Source organism: Pantoea sp. X-Soil-YNGN-775, assembly GCF_059730575.1.
The window spans coordinates 3,470,770-3,491,455 of record NZ_AP035945.1 but is presented as its reverse complement, the minus strand read 5'-3'; the positions used below and the strand labels follow the sequence as shown (position 1 = coordinate 3,491,455).

At 45.9% G+C, this 20,686-nt stretch carries 17 protein-coding genes and 1 tRNA gene; 14 read left to right on the top strand and 4 right to left on the bottom strand.

Annotated features, from left to right (window positions below):
• The first annotated feature begins 33 nt into the window (after nt 1-33).
• Nucleotides 34-109 (top strand) — tRNA-Phe (locus AC6I8I_RS16250).
• Between the two features lie 635 nt (nt 110-744).
• Here AC6I8I_RS16250 and AC6I8I_RS16245 read toward each other — a convergent pair.
• Complete coding sequence (locus AC6I8I_RS16245; RefSeq protein ID WP_497818004.1) at nt 745-1,956, bottom strand: FAD-dependent monooxygenase; 1,212 nt, start codon at nt 1,954-1,956, stop codon at nt 745-747.
• A 915-nt stretch (nt 1,957-2,871) separates the two neighbouring features.
• Between AC6I8I_RS16245 and AC6I8I_RS16240 the strand changes: the two genes are divergently transcribed.
• Genes AC6I8I_RS16240 through fhuB form a run of 3 tightly spaced genes read left to right on the top strand, consistent with a single transcriptional unit; the run spans nt 2,872 to nt 6,507 of the window.
• Nucleotides 2,872-3,651, top strand: coding sequence for an ATP-binding cassette domain-containing protein (locus AC6I8I_RS16240; RefSeq protein ID WP_374754028.1), 780 nt, complete (start codon nt 2,872-2,874; stop codon nt 3,649-3,651).
• Nucleotides 3,641-4,561 (top strand): Fe(3+)-hydroxamate ABC transporter substrate-binding protein FhuD, encoded by a 921-nt coding sequence (gene fhuD / locus AC6I8I_RS16235; RefSeq protein ID WP_497818003.1) that lies wholly within the window; start codon nt 3,641-3,643, stop codon nt 4,559-4,561. Before AC6I8I_RS16240 ends, fhuD begins: the two co-directional genes overlap by 11 nt.
• The gene (fhuB, locus tag AC6I8I_RS16230; RefSeq protein WP_497818002.1) at nt 4,558-6,507 is read left to right on the top strand and encodes a Fe(3+)-hydroxamate ABC transporter permease FhuB; all 1,950 of its coding nucleotides are present in this window, start codon (nt 4,558-4,560) and stop codon (nt 6,505-6,507) included. The genes fhuD and fhuB overlap by 4 nt, the downstream gene beginning before the upstream one ends.
• Before the next feature lie 10 nt (nt 6,508-6,517).
• Here fhuB and AC6I8I_RS16225 read toward each other — a convergent pair whose 3' ends face one another.
• Nucleotides 6,518-7,288: an AraC family ligand binding domain-containing protein gene (locus tag AC6I8I_RS16225; protein ID WP_497818001.1), complete on the bottom strand. Its 771-nt coding sequence runs from the start codon at nt 7,286-7,288 to the stop codon at nt 6,518-6,520.
• Between the two features lie 85 nt (nt 7,289-7,373).
• On the opposite strand from AC6I8I_RS16225, the gene AC6I8I_RS16220 reads away from it, so the two are divergent.
• The 6 genes from AC6I8I_RS16220 to AC6I8I_RS16195 all read left to right on the top strand — a co-directional run bounded on the left by AC6I8I_RS16220 (nt 7,374) and on the right by AC6I8I_RS16195 (nt 14,195).
• Nucleotides 7,374-8,579, top strand: coding sequence for an MFS transporter (locus tag AC6I8I_RS16220; protein ID WP_497818000.1), 1,206 nt, complete (start codon nt 7,374-7,376; stop codon nt 8,577-8,579).
• 123 nt (nt 8,580-8,702) lie between these two features.
• Nucleotides 8,703-9,908: an MFS transporter gene (locus AC6I8I_RS16215; RefSeq protein WP_497817999.1), complete on the top strand. Its 1,206-nt coding sequence runs from the start codon at nt 8,703-8,705 to the stop codon at nt 9,906-9,908.
• Nucleotides 9,909-10,280: 372 nt separating this feature from the next.
• Nucleotides 10,281-10,976 (top strand): helix-turn-helix transcriptional regulator, encoded by a 696-nt coding sequence (locus AC6I8I_RS16210; RefSeq protein WP_058959220.1) that lies wholly within the window; start codon nt 10,281-10,283, stop codon nt 10,974-10,976.
• Nucleotides 10,976-11,365, top strand: coding sequence for a RidA family protein (locus AC6I8I_RS16205; RefSeq protein WP_497817998.1), 390 nt, complete (start codon nt 10,976-10,978; stop codon nt 11,363-11,365). The genes AC6I8I_RS16210 and AC6I8I_RS16205 overlap by 1 nt, the downstream gene beginning before the upstream one ends.
• 173 nt (nt 11,366-11,538) lie before the next feature.
• Nucleotides 11,539-13,002 carry a Na+/H+ antiporter NhaC family protein gene (locus tag AC6I8I_RS16200; protein WP_497817997.1) on the top strand — a complete coding sequence of 488 codons (1,464 nt, stop codon included), beginning with the start codon at nt 11,539-11,541 and terminating at the stop codon, nt 13,000-13,002.
• An 11-nt stretch (nt 13,003-13,013) separates the two neighbouring features.
• On the top strand, nt 13,014-14,195 hold the full coding sequence (locus AC6I8I_RS16195) for a MalY/PatB family protein (protein WP_497817996.1): 1,182 nt from the start codon (nt 13,014-13,016) through the stop codon (nt 14,193-14,195).
• Between the two features lie 90 nt (nt 14,196-14,285).
• Here the strand turns inward: AC6I8I_RS16195 and AC6I8I_RS16190 are convergent, their stop codons facing one another.
• Together AC6I8I_RS16190 and AC6I8I_RS16185 are read right to left on the bottom strand one after the other, a co-directional pair.
• Nucleotides 14,286-14,993 (bottom strand): siderophore-interacting protein, encoded by a 708-nt coding sequence (locus tag AC6I8I_RS16190; RefSeq protein WP_497817995.1) that lies wholly within the window; start codon nt 14,991-14,993, stop codon nt 14,286-14,288.
• A 12-nt stretch (nt 14,994-15,005) separates the two neighbouring features.
• The gene (locus AC6I8I_RS16185) at nt 15,006-15,713 is read right to left on the bottom strand and encodes a GntR family transcriptional regulator (RefSeq protein ID WP_497817994.1); all 708 of its coding nucleotides are present in this window, start codon (nt 15,711-15,713) and stop codon (nt 15,006-15,008) included.
• A 202-nt stretch (nt 15,714-15,915) separates the two neighbouring features.
• Here AC6I8I_RS16185 and AC6I8I_RS16180 point away from each other — a divergent pair, with 202 nt between their 5' ends.
• From AC6I8I_RS16180 to AC6I8I_RS16165, 4 genes are all read left to right on the top strand, one after another.
• Nucleotides 15,916-16,746: an alpha/beta fold hydrolase gene (locus AC6I8I_RS16180; RefSeq protein WP_497817993.1), complete on the top strand. Its 831-nt coding sequence runs from the start codon at nt 15,916-15,918 to the stop codon at nt 16,744-16,746.
• A gap of 240 nt (nt 16,747-16,986) precedes the next feature.
• Nucleotides 16,987-18,063, top strand: a complete 1,077-nt coding sequence (locus tag AC6I8I_RS16175; protein WP_497817992.1) for a substrate-binding domain-containing protein — start codon at nt 16,987-16,989, stop codon at nt 18,061-18,063.
• A gap of 20 nt (nt 18,064-18,083) precedes the next feature.
• On the top strand, nt 18,084-19,688 hold the full coding sequence (locus tag AC6I8I_RS16170; RefSeq protein ID WP_497817991.1) for a sugar ABC transporter ATP-binding protein: 1,605 nt from the start codon (nt 18,084-18,086) through the stop codon (nt 19,686-19,688).
• Nucleotides 19,685-20,671, top strand: coding sequence for an ABC transporter permease (locus tag AC6I8I_RS16165; protein WP_497817990.1), 987 nt, complete (start codon nt 19,685-19,687; stop codon nt 20,669-20,671). Before AC6I8I_RS16170 ends, AC6I8I_RS16165 begins: the two co-directional genes overlap by 4 nt.
• Nucleotides 20,672-20,686 lie beyond the last annotated feature (15 nt).

Genomic DNA, 20,686 nt, shown 5'->3' with positions numbered 1-20,686 from the left:
CTGTCGGGCCGCTTTGGTTTAATGCGCCCCGTTGCCCGAATAGCTCAGTCGGTAGAGCAGGGGATTGAAAATCCCCGTGTCCGTGGTTCGATTCCGCGTCCGGGCACCATACATCGAAGCACACTGGTTAGAAGTGAGATCTCTAACGGGTGTCTAAACGAAGATGGTGTTCAAAGCAACGGTGACTGCATTGACAGATGCATCATCCAACATTGAACATAAAAATCTTCAAGAAAGGGTATCAGTTCGAGCTGATGCCCTTTTCTCGTTGGCGTAAATAATTGCAATCATTGTCGCATCTGTCAACAAAACCTCAAGTTTCGTTAGATTTACTTACCCCCTTCCAGCGATTGCCATTGATGCCGCCCATCAAAATGAGCCTTACATTTTCTCAAGCCATCCCTTTTACGCTCCACGTTGTAGTATGCACCTGTTCGCTTAGTAAAAAATCCTTAGCCAAGCCAGTCATTTGTTCATGATTCTATTTACCGACTCGCGCCTTCAAAACGTTATACGGTCATGTATTAAAAATCTTCCGGTTGCCAGAATAAGCAACCAACCTGAAGCCGGTTATTCCTGATTATGCATGGAACATATTCGGGCTCAGGGTCAAGGATCTGACATTACTAAGTGAGCGCTGTATCTAATCATGGGGCATGTCAGCAACACCTTATGCAGGTGCTGCTATTAACTTTAAATCATTCTTTTTTTGGTGAAATTGATTTTATTACTATTTTTATCAATTCAATCAAGGAAAGTTTCAGGTTCCGGTTTGGGTGTGAAAGGTCTCATAAAAAATTGCATTATTGAAGTCCTTTCTAAACGCTTCCATTTATAAAAAAAGCTAATTCCTAAACGAGTAGAGGGTTGTTCCAACCTTATTGTCCAGGGATTAATCTTTTGAGCTTTTTCAGCATAAGGCCGCATCCTGTTTTCATAAATTTCGAACGCCATTTGATAATTACTATTTCGATTCAATTCCTGAGCAAGGATGTAAGCACCTACGATTGCAAGTGTTGTTCCCATTCCGCTTACAGGTGTAGCACAGTAAGCAGCATCACCAACAACAGCAACACGACCTTTAGACCAAGCCGGCATTTTTATTTGACCAAGATCTTCAAAGAAGATGTCATCTGATTTGTTAAGTTCCGCAAGAATACGTGGAGCTTCCCAATTATCATCTTTGAACTTACGTTTGATAAAATCATTGACTGCTGATCGTCCCTTAAGATCTATACCTCGCTCGTCGCTACGAACATAGAGATAAGCGCGAGTCGTTTTTCCTTGATCAGGGCGTAGTAAAATTGATTTGCCCCCTTGGCAATTGCTCCAGCGTACCCAGGTTCCATCTTGAGGCTCATAGGGTATAGCAAAATATGCAGTATAAAGTCCGATATGTTTTACAGGGACCTCACCAAATACAATTTTACGGGTACGAGACCTCATTCCCTCTGCAATCAATAACAAATCAAAAGATCTAATTTGAGAGTGTTCAAAACTTACGTCAACTCCGTTCTTGTTTTCACTGATATCTGTAATGTTATCACCAAAAACATATTCAACATTATCTTCTGTTTTTCTCATAAGAAGCTTTGACAGATCAGCTCTCAGAATCTCAATGTCGGTAACGAACGATTTTTTTCCACCCGCGCTAGGGTATTCAGCCTGTATCTGATTACTGCTATCTACGAATCGCAAACCTTCTTCACGCGTCATTAGGCTATGAATTTCATCCATTATTCCCATACGGGATACTACCTCACATCCCTCATCTCTAATATCAACGGTTTGACCTGATAGACGCATAGTCTGGGCACGTTCAACCACAGTAACTTTATGTCCCATTTTGCTTAGCCAGAAGGCTAGAGTTGAACCAGCGATACCTGCGCCGCTTATAATGATTTTTTTGCTTTTATTATTTTCGTAATGGTTATAATTCAAATTAAGTTCTGTCATTTTATACTCTATAAATATTTAAGTTATTATCCTGTTAGTTACATGCTAAGCATTAAAAACTGACACATAACTAGGATGTGAATAAAAGATTTGAAGATAAAATCTTTAACAGGTGTGAAAGAAAATCATCTCTGTCTCGATTCGTATCAAAATTAAGTGTGCAACTGCAGAAATTATTCTTGCCTGGGAACTAAAGTGTGTAGACATCCCCGGATCGGGTATGTGTATTTGAAGAGAGTTGTGTATGAATTCATCTCAATTAGCTATTTATAGTTAAGAACCTGACGGTTTCTCTGAAAATATGTGCCGAACTGAGAGTTCACCTGCACGGTGAATGGCAGATAATAAGCCGCCTCCTGTTTATATTCAACATCTCAGAGTTAATGTTCAAAATTATATATTTACCAACTCTATGTGGTAACTAATTGAATTTATGATTATTAATATTTTTTTTTCAGCCATGCAATTAGTCGTCTTAAAGCTATACATTGTCGCTTAAGCGATGTTGAGGGGCAGTACACATAGAATTAATTTTGTTCTGGCCGTGTCCTATTGGGATTAAGTTGGTTTAAGCCAAGTTTAATGCAACACATTCATTGTCGTGTTATCTACATACATTGTCGCAATAGCGTTATCTGTATAATAATTAATTGATTACAGTATAAGTTGGGATTTGTGGGTAACTTCATTAGTTAAATAGATCGAAAATCCACTCCACTCGGTAAATAAAAACCATTCTTATAATCATTCTCCATTCGTTCTACTTTATTCCGACGAGTGTGATTAGGAACATGTGATTTCGGAAGAGGGTATGCCCATATCCTGCCTTTAAAAACCATTCCGGATATGCGATCCCCTCACACAAAGTTGAAGGGAGGCTGATAATCCACAATGATTTAAATGGAAATGTGTCGAATGTCTTCTGCTTGTTTTAATGTTTGCGACGCTGAGTTTTCTATATCAGGAAAACCACTTTTTCATGGTTCAAGATTGTCATTTCCTGTGGGGGCGTTCACAGGTCTTATTGGTCACAATGGGTCCGGCAAATCGACCCTGCTTAAGTTGTTAGGCCGCCATCATAAGCCAACCTCAGGAATGCTACTGCTAAACGGGAAACCTCTGGAGTCCTGGTCATCCTCCGATTTTGCTCGTCAGGTAGCTTATGTCCCGCAACAGCTACCCGCAGCTGAGGGTATGACTGTATATGAGATAGTATCTCTTGGTCGCTACCCCTGGCATGGAGCTCTGGGCCGTTTTAAAGCGACAGACCGGGCTATAGTTAATGACGCTTTAACTGCAGCAGGGTTGAACAACCTCTCTGATCGATATGTGGACTCCCTGTCAGGGGGTGAACGGCAGCGAGCATGGATTGCAATGGCTATTGCACAGGATACGCGTTGTCTTTTACTTGATGAACCTACCTCTGCGCTTGATGTGGGTCATCAAATAGAAGTGCTTACATTGCTCAGGCAATTGTCATCCGCTAAGGGAGTAACCGTCATCGCGGTGCTGCATGATATCAATATGGCGGCTCGCTATTGTCACCACCTTGTTGCCCTCAGAAAAGGAGGAATTATTGCACAGGGCGCTCCACATGAACTTATGCAGACTGAAGTTTTGAAAGGGATCTATGGAATATTGATGGGAACTTTCTTGCACCCGAGTAAAGGGCACCCGGTCAGTTATGTCCAGTAAAAAAGTAATATCCACTTCAATTGATCCTGGCCGGCGTCATATGCTGCGTATGCTCGCTGTTACGACAATGTTCTCTCCATTTGTCGACGCTCAAATGGTAACCAGTTCACCGCACACAGATTCAGGAATTGTGGCTACAGAGTGGCTACCATTGGAGATGTTACTTACCTTAGGTGTAATGCCACTTGCTGTGGCTGAAGCTGCCAATTACCGGTCCCTCGTTCAGCAGCCGGTGTTGTCAGAAGATGTGACTGAGCTGGGTTTACGTACCGAGCCTAACCTCGAACTGATGGCTGCACTCAAGCCGGCTCTGATCGTTTATGCAGAAGGGTATGGCCCACCGCCAACACTCTACGACGCTATCGCCCCATCGATGGCCATTGCATTCAGTGATAAAAATGGTCATCCGCTTTCAACTACCTGCACTGCGCTGCTGTCTCTGGCTGCAAAAATCGGTAAAGAAAAGACTGCACGTGAAGTGCTGGCCTGGCTGGAACGGGACATAGCATCATTACGCCTGGCCGCAGCAGACAAAATCAAGCGTCCTCTGCTTTTCATGGCGTTGGTTGACGCAAGACATGCGCTGGTTTTTGGCGAAAACAGCCTTTTTATGGATGTTATGACAGGGGCAGAGATTCCGGGGGGATGGCAGGGCGAAACCAACTTCTGGGGAAGCGCGGTTGTCAGTATTGAGCGACTTGCTTCGATAGTTCATACCGATGTTATTTGTTTTACAGAGCAAAACGATGAAGCCGTCATGAATGAGTTGGCCTCAACGGCACTCTGGAAAGCTATGCCATTTGTTCGCTCCGGACAATTTCATAGGGTGCCTGGGCTCTGGTACTACGGAGGACCGCTTACTGCTTTGCGCTTCTGCCATCTTCTCAAAAGTCTTCTGAACAAAATATGAAAACCCAGCGTATAAGCATCATCTCATTATCCCTGGCTGTAGCGTTGTTGCTGGCAGGGTTTAACCTCAGCAATGTGTTACCGGTGCATGTCTGGCTTTCGGGACTGATCGCCCCTGATAACAACGTGATTTCACAGGTTCTCTTTCACGATACCCTGTTACCTCGAATAGTCATGTCGTTACTCACTGGCGCAGGCCTCGGCCTGGCTGGGCTTTTGTTTCAGCAGGTGCTACAAAACCCGCTGGCTGAACCCTCCACATTGGGAGTTGCGAACGGTGCTCAACTTGGAATGACGCTCGCCACATTGTGGGGTGGTCAACTAATTACCCCCTATTCAGGTGCGCTTTATGGTGCCATGGCCATGGGAATTTTGGTGGCCATCGTCATTCGAGGTAAAAGGCTTTCGCCGGTATCACTCATTCTGGTGGGGCTCGTCATGACACTCTATTGTAGCGCTGTCTCTCAGCTTATCGGGCTCTACTTTCATGAGAGACTGCAGAGTGTGCTTTTATGGGGCACGGGATCACTGACACAAAACGGCTGGGGAAATGTAGTCAAACTTATGCCGCAATTGCTGATGTTTTTCCTACTGTCTTTCCTGTTGATGAGGCCTCTTACGCTACTCGGCATGGACGATTCCATTTCCCGGAATCTTGGTCTGCGCCTGCATGCTGTGCGCTTCGTTTCTTTATTCATCGCTGTTTGTCTTACTGCGGCAATGGTTACAACCTCGGGGATCATTGGTTTTATCGGATTGTTTTCCCCACTTATTGCACGCTTATTCGGTGCGCGACGCTTGAACCATTTGATTGTTGCTGCGCCTTTCGTCGGTGCACTGCTTTTATTTATTTCAGATCAAGCGGTCATTCTGTTGTCGCTAATCTGGCGAGAAGTGCCGACCGGCACCGTTACGGCTCTTCTTGGTGCGCCGGCGCTATTATGGTTATTACCACGCCTGAGAGAAAACATGCAGTCAAAGACGGCCGTTACGGGTGATTTTCCTGAGAAGAAAAGAAAATTAAGCACCGGGCTTGCTGTCGGGATAACTGTACTGCTTCTTCTGATAACGCTTGCTTTGTATTTAGGGCAATACAGTTCAGGCTGGCAATGGTCTAAACAAGCAACCTTGGATTTCAGGCTTCCACGTGTCGTTGCCGCGTTAGCTGCAGGAGCAATGCTTGGTCTTGCTGGCTGCCTGATCCAGCGTTTAACCGGTAATCCAATAGCCAGTCCGGAAGTTGTCGGTGTGAGCACAGGGGCTGCGGCAGGTCTGGTGATAGTTATTATGCTCGTTCCCGGAGATCTGAGCGGCTGGCTTTTACCTGCGGGTTGCCTCGGGTCTGTCATCACCTTATTCACCGTTACAACCCTTGCTGGTTACCGTAATTTTTCTGCTCAAAGGATGATGCTGGCAGGTATGGCACTGAATGCAGCTTTTATGGCGTTGTTAATGTTAATGCTGGCTGGCGGTGATCCACGTGTATCGACACTACTTACCTGGTTTGCGGGATCGACATATGGTATTTCAGCGTCAAAAGCGTGGTCAGCTTTAGCTGTTGCCGCTGCGCTGGGTCTTATTACCCCTTTATTAAGAAGGTGGCTTACGCTGCTGCCGTTAGGCGAGTCGATAGCCAGATCAGCAGGCATGCCACTAACAGCAAGCAGGCTATCCATAATGTGTGTTGCTGCAGTTCTCACTGCAACCTCCACTTTCATAGTCGGACCACTCAGCTTTGTTGGCTTAATGGCCCCCCATACAGCACGGGCGCTCGGTTACCGAAGTGCATCAGCTCAACTGGTAATATCTGCCGTAGCCGGTAGCGCCCTAATGGTTGGGTCAGACTGGTTAGGAAGAATGCTCATTTTTCCTTTTCAGCTTCCGGCTGGTCTGGTTGCTGCGTTAGTCGGGGTACCGTTCTTTTTATGGCTAATCAGGCGCGCTTAACCGCTTTCATTTAACCAAAATAGCGCGAAGGCGTGGTGCCAAACATAGAGCGGAAGGACGCGATAAAACTCGATGAAGATTCGTAACCGGCTTCCAGTGCTACCCGGGTAACGTTTTCACCATAAGCGAGCCTTTCAACGGCATACAGCATTCGATGGCGAAGCCGCCACGCACCAAATGACATGTGAGTATCTCGCGTGAACAGACGTTCAATCGTTCGACCGCTGGCACCAGCCTCTCTTGCCAGTTCATGTAATGTGGAGCGGTTGCCTGGGTCGCGCTTAAGAATATCTACCACACGCAGGGCTCGCTCATCTGTAGGCATCATAAGATCAAGGGGGGAATTACTCAGCAATCTGATCTGATCAATTAACACATTTGCCAGACGTGACTCAGGCGAGTCTGGTTTGTAATCCCATGGATGATTAGCGCAGGCGGATATCAGTTCACGTACTAAAGGCGAAACCTCAACAACCCGGCAGCGTTCTGAGTCAGGGAACGGATTAATTTCAGATTTTATATACAAGATGCTGATGTGCGATGGCCGCTTAACCGTTAATGCATGTTTTGTGCCGCCACTAATCCATAAAGCTCGGCTGGTAGGCAGTATCCACTCTCCTTCAGACGTCACCATATGTACCACCCCACGGGTAGCAAAAATCAGTTGATGACGCTGATGGCTATGCAAATCGCTGGTATAGGGCGCCGAACTTTCCGACTGGCCAACAACTGCGGACTCTGCATCATCTGGGTTTTTAACAATGTGGCGTGTTATCGACATATTTGGTCATTATAGATGAATCACACCAATGCATCCATGAGTATCATACTTATACGAAAGAATTTTAATCATGGGTAATTAAATTATGAGTCAGTCAGATGTTTCATGGAACGGCCAGAAGTCGGCCGTTTCATCCGGAGCTGAGCAAAAGCAGCTTAATTTAAGCAGAGCGAAGTGGTCAACGCGTATAGCATTTTTCATCGCGGGATTTGGCCTCTCATGCTGGGCACCTTTGGTTCCGTTTGCGCAGCAACGTATTAATGCAGATTCAGCGATGCTGGGTACGGTATTACTTTGTCTGGGGTTAGGCGCTGTAATTGGCATGCCTACTGCAGGTGGACTTGCAGGAAAAATCGGCAGTAAAAAGATCATTATTGCAGGAGCGCTGGGCCTGATTATTGCGTTGCCATTGCTGGCGCATGTTTCGACCCCGTTGACCCTGGGACTGACTTTACTGCTGTTCGGATGCTCAATCGGTGCGATTGACGTAGCTGCCAATATCCATGGCACTGAAGTGCAAAATGCAGCTGGCAAGCCTTTAATGTCTGGCTTCCATGGATTTTACAGTATTGGTGGCCTGGCGGGCGCGAGCTTCGTCACCCTCCTGATTGCTACAGGCCTGCATATCGTCTTTGCGGCAGCAATGGCGGCAGCACTGATCCTTGTATGTATATCACTCGCTGCACGTGGCTTCCTGAATACCCGTTCAGAAGAAGAACATCCGTTGTTCGTCATTCCACGCGGTAAGGTGGTTGCAATTGGCGTGCTGGCAATGATCATCTTCCTGGCGGAGGGTGCGATGCTGGACTGGGGCGCAATTTTGCTGATTCAGGTTAAGCAGGTCGCGGCGAATGTTTCAGGTATCGGATATGTGGTATTCGCGATAGCAATGGCTCTAAGCCGCTTTGTTGGTGACCGCATCGTTACACTGCTTGGCGAGAAAACTATGCTTCTGTCAGGTGTTCTTATCACTGCTGCAGGCATTTTCCTCACCGCTGAAGTGCAGTCCTTCTATGCAGTACTCGCTTCGATGGCTCTGGCCGGATTTGCTGCAGGTAACGTTGTGCCGGTGCTGTTCTCTCTTGCAGGCAGACAAAAATCTATGCCAGCTTCGCTTGCCATTGCATCAGCCAGTATCCTGGGATACCTGGGCGTATTAATGGGGCCAGCGCTGATTGGTTATGCCGCGCATTTTACGGGGCTCAAGTTGGCATTCGTATTGCTTGGAGCAATCGTATTAGTCGCGGTGAATCTGGTATTTGCGATCATGTCCAAAAAAGGGTCCGACTAACGGTATGCCGCGGGCAACATTTTATAAGTCATTACAGCCAGATAAAGGCCCGGCATATGCCGGGCTTTCTGCGTTTTATTTTTCGGAAATCAGGGTTCAGATAATATTTTTTGGGGTTAAAAAATGAGTTACAACAAGTCTGTCACGGCAAAATCATTGGCTTTGCCTCGCACATCATTTGGTGTATTGGGTGCTATTAGCGCTGCACACCTTCTTAACGATATGATCCAGTCGCTGATTCTGGCGCTTTACCCGTTGCTACAACCAGAATTCTCACTGAGCTTTGTGCAAATTGGATTGATCACTTTAACTTTTCAGGTGACATCATCTTTATTCCAGCCACTAATTGGGATGTTTACCGATAAACATCCGCAGCCACGTTCGCTGCCGGTGGGTATGGGTTTCACTTTACTGGGCTTAGTGATGCTGGCTTTGGCTGAGTCGTACCCGGCGCTGTTGATTGCCGCAGCATTAGTGGGAACAGGATCATCTGTTTTCCATCCTGAATCCTCTCGTGTGGCCAGAATGGCGTCGGGCGGCAGGCACGGGCTGGCACAATCGCTTTTCCAGGTTGGTGGTAACCTGGGAAGTGCTTTAGGTCCACTGCTGGCAGCGGTGGTTGTCGCCCCTTATGGAAGAGGACATGTCGCATGGTTTGTGCTGGCCGCCATGCTGGCGATAGTCATTCTGTTACAGGTGAGCCGCTGGTACGCTGCACAGCATGCAGCTGCATCTAAGTCGATAACAGCTCGGGCTGTGTCCTCTCTTCCACGTAGAAAAGTGATCATCGGCATCAGCGTACTACTGGTACTGATCTTTTCTAAATTTGTTTATACAGCCAGCCTCAGCAGTTACTACACATTTTATCTAATCGAGAAATTTGGACTGTCTGTTCAGAGCGCACAGCTATATCTATTTGCTTTTCTTTTCGCCGCTGCTGCAGGAACGGTCATCGGCGGGCCGATTGGTGATCGCTTTGGACGTAAAAAAGTTATCTGGTGTTCAATCCTGGGAACTGCTCCATTCAGCCTGGCATTACCCTGGCTGAACCTCGAAATGACATGTCTTTTTTCCATCATTATCGGTCTGGTACTGTCTTCTGCGTTTTCGGCAATTCTGGTATTTGCACAGGAACTGGTGCCAGGACGGATTGGAATGATCTCCGGCTTGTTCTTCGGCTTCGCTTTCGGCATGGGCGGCCTAGGCGCAGCAGGCCTTGGCGTCGTGGCTGATTACGCTGGCATTGCTACTGTTTTCAAAATCTGCGCCTTCCTGCCCTTGGTTGGGCTTATGGCTATCTTCCTGCCCGCTAAAACAGAGCTCGCGTGATTGCTGGATAAATTGAAGGGTACCTGATGGTGCCCTTTTTCCCTCCGGCGTACCTTTTCGAGGTTCTCCAACAAAGCTCTTCCCAACGCTCTTTGTTATTTCTCACTGTGCCCACTTCATTCATCAACCCTGTAAATCAGTCCGACGCCTTCTCCCAAGGTGAACAAAAGGGGAATTTTTGACATAGACAAAGTAAACAAAAGTCCACTTTTAAAACGATAAGTTTTAACCAAAATTATATAAATAATTGATTTTAATGTCTTTATTAAAAATGATGTGATTGGTGTCATAAGTTTTAAGTATGTTTATGTTGCTTTTTTGTGTGTTATTTATAATCCATAAAATCAAATAAAATCCATTTTATGGTTATTTATGAATATTGATGACAACGAGATACAGCGCAGTATGGCTTTTACCGAAAAGGATCATGAACACATGACATCCTACTTTCGGCTTGCTGACATGGTCGCAGACCTTATTGGATCTCACTGTGAAGTGGTATTGCACTCATTTGAAAGTCTTGATGCTTCGGTGGTGAAGATCGTAAATGGGCACCATACCAATCGTGAGGTGGGCTCGCCGATCACTGATATGGGTTTGAAAATGCTCAGGCAGTTTAATCAGACGGGTGAGGTGAATTCTCGCAGCTATTTCACGCGCAACAGAGAAGGTAAATTACTTAAATCGACAACTTGTGTAGTAGCAGGTGAAAGTCAAAAACCTATCGGTCTTTTTTGTGTGAATATTAACGTTTCAGTTCCCTTTCCTGAACTGGTTAAAACGTTAATGCCTGACCATATACTCAATGGATTACTACCTGAAAATTTCAGTTCAAATCCTCAAGAGCTAATTAATGAATCAACCTGCAGAGCGATAAGTGAGGTTGATAATGATCAAAGAATTAATAAAAAATTGCGTACTCGCGCTATTGTTTACAATCTCTATGAAAGCGGAATATTTGAACTTAAAGAGTCGGCAAATATTGTGGCAGAGAAGTTAAGTATTTCAAAAAATGCAGTTTATAAATACCTGCGTGAATTTAAACTTAATAACAGTGAGAACACATAATGAATCAAAAAGAAGCTATTGCCACCTCAAATGCTCCTGAAGCTATAGGTCCCTATTCGCAGGGGATTATGTTCGGTGATCTGGTATTTACTTCAGGGCAACTACCACTGATACCTGAAACCATGCTGTTCCCGGAAGGTGGTATCAAAGAACAGACAATACAATCGCTTGAAAACGTCAAAGCAGTCCTTGAAAAGAGTGGAGCATCGCTTAGTACCGTGCTTAAAACTACGTGTTTTCTTGCTGATATAGCTGACTTCGCTGAATTCAATGAGGTATATAGTTCGTACTTTTCAGGCTCAGCAGCGCCCGCCAGGTCGTGTATAGAAGCTGCAAAATTGCCGAAAAATGCAAAGGTTGAGATCGAGGTTATCGCTTATAAAAAGTAGCGATTATCAATTCATATCAACATTATGAGTATTTCAAAAATGTAATTCATTACCTGGAACTGGCATGAAGCCGCCATGAATAATCATCAAAAAAAATGCATATATTGGCGTTACGACCGCTTATGTCTCATTGATTTGGACATATTAACCTACTCAAATGAAGGGCCAAGACGATGGAAATAGCAGAGGATATAAAGGCGCAGCCTAAAAAACAGCCATCACTGAATTTCGCGTTGATGACTATCGTAATATTGATCTTATTCATTGTGGCATCAATGAGTTTACTCGGCATTCCTATTGTAACGACATTGTTTTTCTCATGGCTTATTCTGGTCCCTTTTGCGTGGAAGTTAGGTTATTCCCCTAAAGAGATTGAGAAAGACGTATATGAAATGATTAAAGTCGGTGCAGGATTATTTGCCCTGTTGTTGGCTATTGGTTGCATGATAGCCGTCTGGATCAGTGCGGGTACGGTCCCAACACTCATTTACTGGGGTTTAGAATTAATTTCTCCTAAATATTTTCTGGTAGTTGCTTTCCTGATCTCCATGCTCATTTCTCTGCCACTGGGTACAAACTGGGGAACCGTCAGTACGGTTGGTGTCGCTATGATGGGGATTGGCATGGGAATGGGTATTTCACCAGGCATTGTTGCCGGGGCAGTCGTATCAGGCTCATGTGTAGGAAATCTGGTTTCGCCAGTGGCAGATACGCCGCTGCTGACTTCCACTATCGCTGGCGTGCCATTAATGAAACATTTAAAACACATGGTAAGCGTTGCGGTTCCTGGCGTTATCATATCGGCAGCACTGTACACAGTTGTAGGTTTCTATTTTTCTGATGCTTCAATGGATGTTCAGGCAACCAATAACATGCTGTCGTCACTTGCGAGTACCTTCAATATCGGCTGGATTACACTCATACCTCTGGCTGTTGTTATTGGTTTACTGGCCTGTAAACAATCGGCTGTAGCCGCAATTATGGTTGGCTGTTTCGTCGGATCGTTTATATCCGTATTCTACCAGGGCCATTCATTTTCTGAGGTCGGTAATTTTCTCGCCACCGGTGTCAGCATAGAAACAGGCAATAAATTTCTTGATCCCATCCTCAACCGCGGTGGCATTTCCAGCATGCTGGAGTTGATAGGCGTCGTTGTTGCTGCATTAGGCATGGGCGGCATTCTCAAAGGCAGCGGTATCCTGGGAAAAATCATTGATTCGATGAGCAACGTAATTCATTCACGCGTCGGATTAATTACGTCAACATTTGCCGGATGTGCGGTGTGTTCATCACTTGTAGCAGCGAATTATTTTTCAATGATTATGAATGCCACTCTGATGGCACCTTTATATAAAAAATTTCGTTACCGCCCAGAAAACGCCTCACGCGCAGTCAGTAACTTCACTGATTGTTTGAGCATGATGGTGCCGTGGAGCCTGAACGGTACGTTTATCGCTGCAACGTTGGGTGTCCCGCTTATCGCTATTATCCCATTCATGTTTTTCAACATCACCATGATTGTGCTTGAGCTTGTTTATGGCTTATGCGGCATAAGTCTTACTAAATATTCAGATGAAGAATTTGAAGAAGTTAATGATCAGCAGGGAAGTGGCTTAAAAGAGATTTCACATAGTTAAGAGGAATAAGCATGAGCAGTAATTTTGATGAGGTTATCGACCGCCGGAATACATCCGCTTATAAATTGCGAGATTGTAAAGACAGCAATACTGTTGCGCTGGGTCTGGCTGATATGGATTTTCGTACAGCCGAACCTGTTGTTAAGGCGGTCACAAACGCCGCAAACTTTAGCCTTTATGGATATGTGCAGCCAGCTGGTGATTATTTCGATCCGTTTATCGAGTGGTCTAAGAAGCATTATCGCTGGGATATCGAGCGCGAATGGATTAGCTATACACCAGGCGTGATTGCTGGAATTGGTGGTGCCGTGCGGGTGCTAACAGAACCTGGCGATGAAGTGATCTTTCAAACGCCTGCGTTTTCGTTGTTTACCGAACTTACCGTTTCTAACGGAAGAGTTCCAGCGCATAACCCAATGTTATACCGCGATGGGAAATACAGCATCGATTTTGACGATCTGGAAGTCAAAGCTCAATCCCCCCGGGCGAAAATGCTTATATTATGCAATCCACATAATCCAACCTGTCGGGTGCTCACAGAAGATGAGCTGCTTCGTATAGGCGAAATTTGCCTTAGAAATAATGTTGTAATTGTTTCCGACGAAGTTCATTGCGACATGATATTTGGCAACAGGCAGCACATAAGCATCGCCTCATTAAGTGAGGCATTACTGCAAAACACGATAACCTGCATGTCTCCAACCAAAACCTTCAACATGGCGGGTCTGCAGATCTCGGTTAATGTGATTGCGAATCCCGAACTCAGAAAAAAGTTTGAACTGGACTGTTTGTCGCGCGACAGTAAACGGCCCAATATTTTTGGCATGATTGGTTTTACGGCAGCCTATAAAGAAGGCCATCAGTGGCTGGATGAAGTGCGCACCTATATCAGAAGCAACATTGATTTTGCCGAATGTTATCTACAGGAACATGCGCCTTTATTGAAGATGATTGACTGCGAAGGCACTTATCTGATGTGGATTGACTGTTCTGCTTTAGGGCTGAAAGGCAAGGCACTGGGCAATTTCTTCATAAACGAGGCCAATGTCCTGGTGGTTTCCGGAAACGGTTTTGTCGACAATGCCGATGCGTTTATCAGACTTAATCCGGCCTGCCCGCGTAGCGTTTTGACCGAGGGGTTAAAGCGGATCTGTGCAGCTGTGAAGGGGAAAATGAATCAGATTCAGGGTTAATGCAAAGAGAAACATAACAAAAACAGCACTGGCCCGATGATTTTGGGGCAGTGCTGTTGGGTGTATGGTTAAAAAGCAAATGATGCGAGATTACTCAGCGTTATCACGGTGATCAGCTTCACCTGATTTCCAGTAAGCTGTAATAGTCGTGTCTTTCCTGCTTCGGCCAAATGTCTGAAAAAGATGTTTTCGCAGCGGGATGACCACACTGTGCTCGCCAGCTCCCCAAACATGATCAGGGCTGTTGTTCTGAATCCAGGATGTAACCTGAGCTGCCAAATCCTCATCACCTTTGAGCCAATTCAGCGATAAAGCAGCGAGGGTATGAGGCGGAGCATAAGAAGCCTCTGTCTCTTTCACAATGAAAACCTGAACAGTGACGTTTTCGTCTAACGCTTCGATGATCCCAAAAATTCCCGGTATTGCCGTTTCATCGCCAAACAAGAGCAATGACTGGATGCCTTTTAAAGCGATACCTTCACGAGGACCAGCGATTCTGATGATATCGCCTTCCTTAGCAGATCGGCTCCAGCTGGCCGCTGGGCCTTCACCGTGTTGAACAAAGTCCAGAACCAACTCATTGATTACAGGACACATACGTCGAATAGTATAGGCGCGCCCCGGTCCTTCAGGTTCATTAGGTGGAGTAAAAAATACTTTTACCCATGCCGCCGGTAGCACTTCTGCGAATGCTGCAACAGATTCACCGGTAAGACAGATGCGTTTCATACGCGGGTTAATATCGCTCACGTGGCTGACATGTACCGCTCGGAGCTGTCGGGTTTGCTGTTTATCCATGTTCAACATCTTTTAATGAGTGATTCGTCTGCCAATACCAGAAGGCGCTGTAACGTTTAAAACGTTTAGCATCACGTCCCGGGTTTGGTTAAGGTGTTCAGTGAGGATAGATACTGCACCTTCTGCATCACCATCAAGTATGGCCTGGAGCAGTTCGTTATGGTCTGTATTGCGCTCCCCCTGGTCAGGAACAACCGGTAGCAGGACGCGCTGATAAATCAGGTAAGCTTCTGCGAGTTGTTTAATCATGAGGAACAGCCATTTACTGCCACAGTTCTCCATCATGATAAAGTTGAAATCCTCATGCCGGCTATGCCAGTCGGGATTGAGCTTGTCCGGGCTTTCGGGCAGTGTTTGCGGTGTGTGAATCAGACGATGATTGGAAGCGATTAGACGTCCCTGCCACTCAATGTCACCGGAAGCAATTGCCTTACGCAGCGCAATACTTTCAAACGTGACCCTTTGCTCAGTGAGATCGATAAGCTCGTCCTGATAAAGGCCTCGCACGCTGAATCCCTGCTGCGGAGCCACCTCTACTAAAAGTTCTCCGGTCAATCTGTTTAGTGCTTCACGCACCACATTGAGACTAACGTCAAAGCGACCTGCGAGTTCAGAGATTTTGAGTTTCTTACCCGGAATGAGCTGTCCCGTAAGGATCAACTCACGTAGAGATGCATAAATCGTCTCGTTTAACGATTTTCCTTCTTTTGAGCTTTTCATAATCCCTCTCCAGGAATATTCACTATTTTCATAAGCTTGGGTAAAATTTCAACGCTTTTGATTACATAATAGCACAGCATCTGTAAGAAGGATATTCATACGAAATATCTATGATGTCACAAAAAATCCATTTTCTTCTTCATAAATCATTTTTGTTGCGTATTATTGATTTCAGACCCACATGAGCACGCCAGGAGTTTTTATGTACGTGACAGTGAAGAAATCCTCGTTTGAATTTGAAGGAATTGAAGCAGGCTACTATTACGCTGATATTGGCAAGGGTTCAGCAGGCAGAAAAACATTATTACTCATACATGGTTCAGGACCTGGAGCATCCAGTTTGGGTAACTGGGGACGTATTCTCGAACCATTAGGCGAGAATTTTAATGTATACGCTCTTGATCTTATTGGCTTTGGCATTAGCGATCGTAAAGCTGAAAAACCCTATTTCGATTTTGAAATGTGGATTCGACAGGCTAAAGCCATGATCGATGTCATCGGTGTGAATGAATTAGGATTAATTGGTCATTCAATTTCTGCTGCTATTGCGCTAAATGTTGCCGCAAGCGACTCCCGCGTTAAGGCCGTATTGACGACTGGCGCGATTGGTGCACCTTTTAAAGCGTCTGAAGCAACGCAGCGAATCTGGCGCTGCCCAAAAAATCGCGATGAACTCATTTCAACACTTAGTACCCTTATCCACGATAAATCAGTTATCGATAATGACTACATAAGCGCGCGCGAACCCGTTGTGTTCCAGGAAGGATATGCGGAATACTTTGATGAAATGTTCACCGGCGAACCGCAACAATATGTAGAAAAAACAACTCTTAGCAAAGAGACGCTCGCGGCAATTGAATGCCCGGTAATTATGCTACATGGACGTGATGATATTCCTTTTCCTGCAAGTAGTTCTGAGATACTTGCAAAAAATATCAGATATGCTGATTTACAGATTCTGAATAATTGCTCTCACTCAGTGGTGTTGGAGAGGAATGATGCTTTTATGGCTGCAGTGAAACAACTTTTTTAATTCACTGCATCTAGAAGTAGGAGGTTATAACGGCATCGGACGCCTTTATTGAACTCAATTAGTAACAAGTCTCTTTCAATTGGAAGATGATTGACTTGTTATGTCTGTAAAAAAGGCGAATTTTGCTTTAACAGAATCGATAAAAGTTCTGGTTAGATATTAAGTCATTCTTTCATTACACAGGTTTTTCCCCAGAAGTTAATAACCTGGCCTTTATAAGTATTGAACGAGGGAATTAAAATGAGCTGGCTTTCGAGATTCAATGAAAAAGCGTTACCGTTAAAATCTTCCTGTTTACTGGCATCAATTATTTTTAGTTTTGCAGCACATGCAGAAGAAGATCGTCTGGTTGGAATAATTCCTGAAATGAAAGCGGATAAGCCCTTTAAACTGGGTGTCACCGTTGTTCATCTTAACGATGATTTTTATAAAGGGATTATTTACGGTATTACCGACGAAGCAAAACGTACCGGTGTCGATGTCGTCCAGGTATCTGTTGCTGGAGCCTACGGCAATGTCCGTGAACAGTTTGCCCAACTCGAAGCGTTTAAGAGCATGGGTACTGATGTAGCCGTTCTGGCACCGGCGGCATTTAATGGGTTTGATCCTATTATCAAGTCATTGAAGTCCAGTGGCATGAAAGTGGCCGCTGTAGGCATTCCCGTGAACAGTAAGAACATTGATTTCGGGGTGCTTCAGGATGATACCCACATCGGCAGTCTGATGGCGGATGCAGTCTGTAAATCGCCAGAGAAATCTAAAAATGTGGCTATGATCCCCGGCCCCGCAGGGGCTGAGTGGGTTCGATTGCGTTATGAAGGTTTCAAAGCAGAAGCTAAGAAGTGCGCTACTCCAGTTGAATTAGTTGAAACGGGTTTTGGCGGTAATATCGATCTTCAAGAAGGGTTAACCAAGGCTTCTGATCTACTGTTGCGCAACCCAAATATCAATTTTATTTATACACCGCAAATAACACTGGGCATGGGGGCCGCGCAGGCGGTGCGCCAGCAAAACCGTCAGGCGCCGGTAGTGAGCTCCGCGATGGTTAAGAGTGCGGCGCCGATGATCAAAGACGGAAGATTACTGGCCGTAGTGTCTGAGCCGGGCATCATTATGGGACGCCTGATCGTGCAGTACGCTATACGGGCTATGGAAAATAAACCGATGCCTGACCTTGCAGCGTCTGGAACAGACGGCCTCAGCTATCCCCACTTCAATGTACCCAACAAAGTCATTGATAAAGCCAATGTCTCGACACATCCGTTTGAGACATATGAAATCGTTCCTGAAGACTGGAAAATCCCGTCCATGCAATAGCACGTTTTGAGGAATTCATCATGCAGAAGATTCAGACGGACATTGTATCGGAGAGCAACGCGCCATCACCACTGTTGCGAGTTAGTGGCTTAAGTAAGCGCTTCGGTGCAACGCAGGCGCTGAAAAATGTCTCAATTCAGTTTCAGGCGGGTGAAATACATTGTGTTTTAGGTGAAAACGGTGCAGGAAAATCAACGATCGGCAAAATCATCAGCGGGCTGTATTCAGCTGATGAAGGCGTTATCTGGTATGCCGATGAGCAAGTTGCATTTAGCAGTTCCCGCGAAGCCCGTCATGCGGGCGTAGTGATGGTTTATCAGGAATTATCTCTCGCGCCGAGCTTGTCAGTTCGGGCCAACCTGTGGTTGGGTTCTGAGAACGGGAAAACCCTGCTTTCCCTGACACGCAGGCAGGTAGAAACGAAAAGAGTGCGTGAAGTACTTTCCCAGCTGGGCCTGGATGAGCTGGATATTGAACGTCCGGTTAGTGCATACCCGGTTGCCATTCAGCAGCTCATTGAGATCGGTAAGTCTCTCATGTCCCACCCACGCGTCATTATCTTTGACGAGCCCACAGCTATGCTTGGCGCGGTGGAAAAAGAAAACTTTTTTAACGTGCTGAGAAGATTACGTACTGCTGGTATCGCCTCTGTGCTGGTTACACATCACATTGATGACGTTGTTGCAGTAAGCGATCGCGTCACCATTATGCGTAATGGCCAGGTCGTTGATGCATTTCCGATGGACAGTGATATCACCGGCGACTTAATTGTGACGCGTTTGACCGGTAAGAAGCCTGAAAACCTTTTTATTCATGGAAGAGGATGCAACACTTATGCACCTCTTATTGATATCGAAAATGTACCTAAAGCCAGTGGCGGTCGTGGGGTATTCACTATCGGGCGGGGAGAGATTGTCGGCATCTACGGGGTAGTCGGCTGTGGTGGAGACGTTTTGCTGCAGCAGCTGGTTGGTTTCATACCCGGTAAGGCGCATGACGGCATTTCCTTCCGGATGGAAGGTCAGCGCTGGAAGCCGAGCGGTGTCTCTGAAGCCTTACGTCACGGGGTCGCGTGGCTTCCTGCAGGCAGAGCGAGCAATTGCGTTTATGCATCATTGACCATCAGTGAAAATCTCATGATAACGCAGCTAAAAAAATATACCCGCTGCGGCATGTTAAATACGCGTCAGACTGAGTTGAAATCGGATGAGCTATTGAAGCAATCCGGCGTCAAGTATGGCAGTAAGCAGGATCTGCTAACCAGCCTCAGCGGTGGTAATCAGCAGAAGGTTCTGCTCACTAGAGCCATGGCCTGTGCCCAAAAAATTCTGGTGCTGGAAGAGCCCACGGCAGGAGTAGATATTGATGCGAAGCATGAAATTCATCAACGAATTCGTGCGCTTGCATCATCAGGTGTTTCTGTATTGATGCTTTCAAGTGACCTGGCCGAAACCATGATGTTAAGCGATACAGTGTGGACCATGTTTCACGGCAGCATTGTAAAAACTTACTCTGCCCCGGATGAAAATGACAAAGCTTCCATCATTGCAGATGTCGTGGGCCAGAAAGAAACCGTGGTTACAACCCGCTTTCATTCAGAGAATGAACAGGAGTTTGTGTCATGACTACAAGCAAAGAAATGGGCTTTATATCTACAGAAAAGATGATGAAAAATAGATATTTTTCACTTTCTGACTGGATGCTTCCTCTCCTGGTGGTGTTGACTGCGGCAGTCGCTGGCTTCATCCAGCCGCGCTTCTTTACCGTGAGTAATGCGGTCAATCTTGCATGCCAGCTGGCGCCTTTATTGATTATTTCGCTTGGTCAGGCTGTGGCAGTAATAAGAGGTGGTCTCGATCTCTCTTTATCGTCAGCGATGTCTCTTGCCGGTGTCGCGGGTGTCATGATCATGAATCAGTACGGAGTAGCAGCAGGTTTACTGGCCATGTTGATTACCGGAACGATGACCGGAGCGGTATCGGGTTTTATTATCGCTTTCTTCAAAACGTCCCCTTTGGTGATAACACTTGGCATGCTCTCGGTGGCGCAAGCTATCGCGCTGATTTTATCGGGTGGTGTGCCGATTTATGATGTTCCTGCTGCCTATGTTCAGGCTGTTGGCTACGACACATTATTAGGCCTGCCAATGTTGGTATGGATAGCGGTCGCGCTAACGGTAATGGTCGCGGTGTTGCTGAAATTTACGCTGTTTGGCCGCTATGTATATGCAATCGGATCGAACGTGTCGGCGGCATCAAAATCAGGCATTAACGTGCGCTTCGTAACAGTCTTGGTTTACATGGTGAGCGGATTCTGTGCCGGTACTGGCGCAATTGTGCTTACTGCCTGGACAAGTTCAGCGCAGCCTATCGCAGCAGCTAACCTGACATTGCAATCACTTGCAGCAGTGGTATTAGGCGGCGTCGCGCTTGCTGGCGGGGCAGGCAATATCAGGCAGGTAATCACCGGTGTCGTGGTTCTCACGCTATTGTCGAATGTAATGAACATGATTGGTGTATCGGCCTATTACCAGACACTTGCGGTAGGAATAGTCATCATTCTGGCTGTAGTCCTTGACCGTTTACGTCGCCGGGGCACAGAAAATTAATTAGTGTTTTGATGG

Coding starts and splice junctions, on each gene's coding strand:
- AC6I8I_RS16245 (WP_497818004.1), bottom strand. CDS start 1,956: ATGACAGAACTTAATTTGAATTATAACCATTACGAAAATAATAAAAGC.
- AC6I8I_RS16240 (WP_374754028.1), top strand. CDS start 2,872: ATGTCTTCTGCTTGTTTTAATGTTTGCGACGCTGAGTTTTCTATATCA.
- fhuD (WP_497818003.1), top strand. CDS start 3,641: ATGTCCAGTAAAAAAGTAATATCCACTTCAATTGATCCTGGCCGGCGT.
- fhuB (WP_497818002.1), top strand. CDS start 4,558: ATGAAAACCCAGCGTATAAGCATCATCTCATTATCCCTGGCTGTAGCG.
- AC6I8I_RS16225 (WP_497818001.1), bottom strand. CDS start 7,288: ATGTCGATAACACGCCACATTGTTAAAAACCCAGATGATGCAGAGTCC.
- AC6I8I_RS16220 (WP_497818000.1), top strand. CDS start 7,374: ATGAGTCAGTCAGATGTTTCATGGAACGGCCAGAAGTCGGCCGTTTCA.
- AC6I8I_RS16215 (WP_497817999.1), top strand. CDS start 8,703: ATGAGTTACAACAAGTCTGTCACGGCAAAATCATTGGCTTTGCCTCGC.
- AC6I8I_RS16210 (WP_058959220.1), top strand. CDS start 10,281: ATGAATATTGATGACAACGAGATACAGCGCAGTATGGCTTTTACCGAA.
- AC6I8I_RS16205 (WP_497817998.1), top strand. CDS start 10,976: ATGAATCAAAAAGAAGCTATTGCCACCTCAAATGCTCCTGAAGCTATA.
- AC6I8I_RS16200 (WP_497817997.1), top strand. CDS start 11,539: ATGGAAATAGCAGAGGATATAAAGGCGCAGCCTAAAAAACAGCCATCA.
- AC6I8I_RS16195 (WP_497817996.1), top strand. CDS start 13,014: ATGAGCAGTAATTTTGATGAGGTTATCGACCGCCGGAATACATCCGCT.
- AC6I8I_RS16190 (WP_497817995.1), bottom strand. CDS start 14,993: ATGGATAAACAGCAAACCCGACAGCTCCGAGCGGTACATGTCAGCCAC.
- AC6I8I_RS16185 (WP_497817994.1), bottom strand. CDS start 15,713: ATGAAAAGCTCAAAAGAAGGAAAATCGTTAAACGAGACGATTTATGCA.
- AC6I8I_RS16180 (WP_497817993.1), top strand. CDS start 15,916: ATGTACGTGACAGTGAAGAAATCCTCGTTTGAATTTGAAGGAATTGAA.
- AC6I8I_RS16175 (WP_497817992.1), top strand. CDS start 16,987: ATGAGCTGGCTTTCGAGATTCAATGAAAAAGCGTTACCGTTAAAATCT.
- AC6I8I_RS16170 (WP_497817991.1), top strand. CDS start 18,084: ATGCAGAAGATTCAGACGGACATTGTATCGGAGAGCAACGCGCCATCA.
- AC6I8I_RS16165 (WP_497817990.1), top strand. CDS start 19,685: ATGACTACAAGCAAAGAAATGGGCTTTATATCTACAGAAAAGATGATG.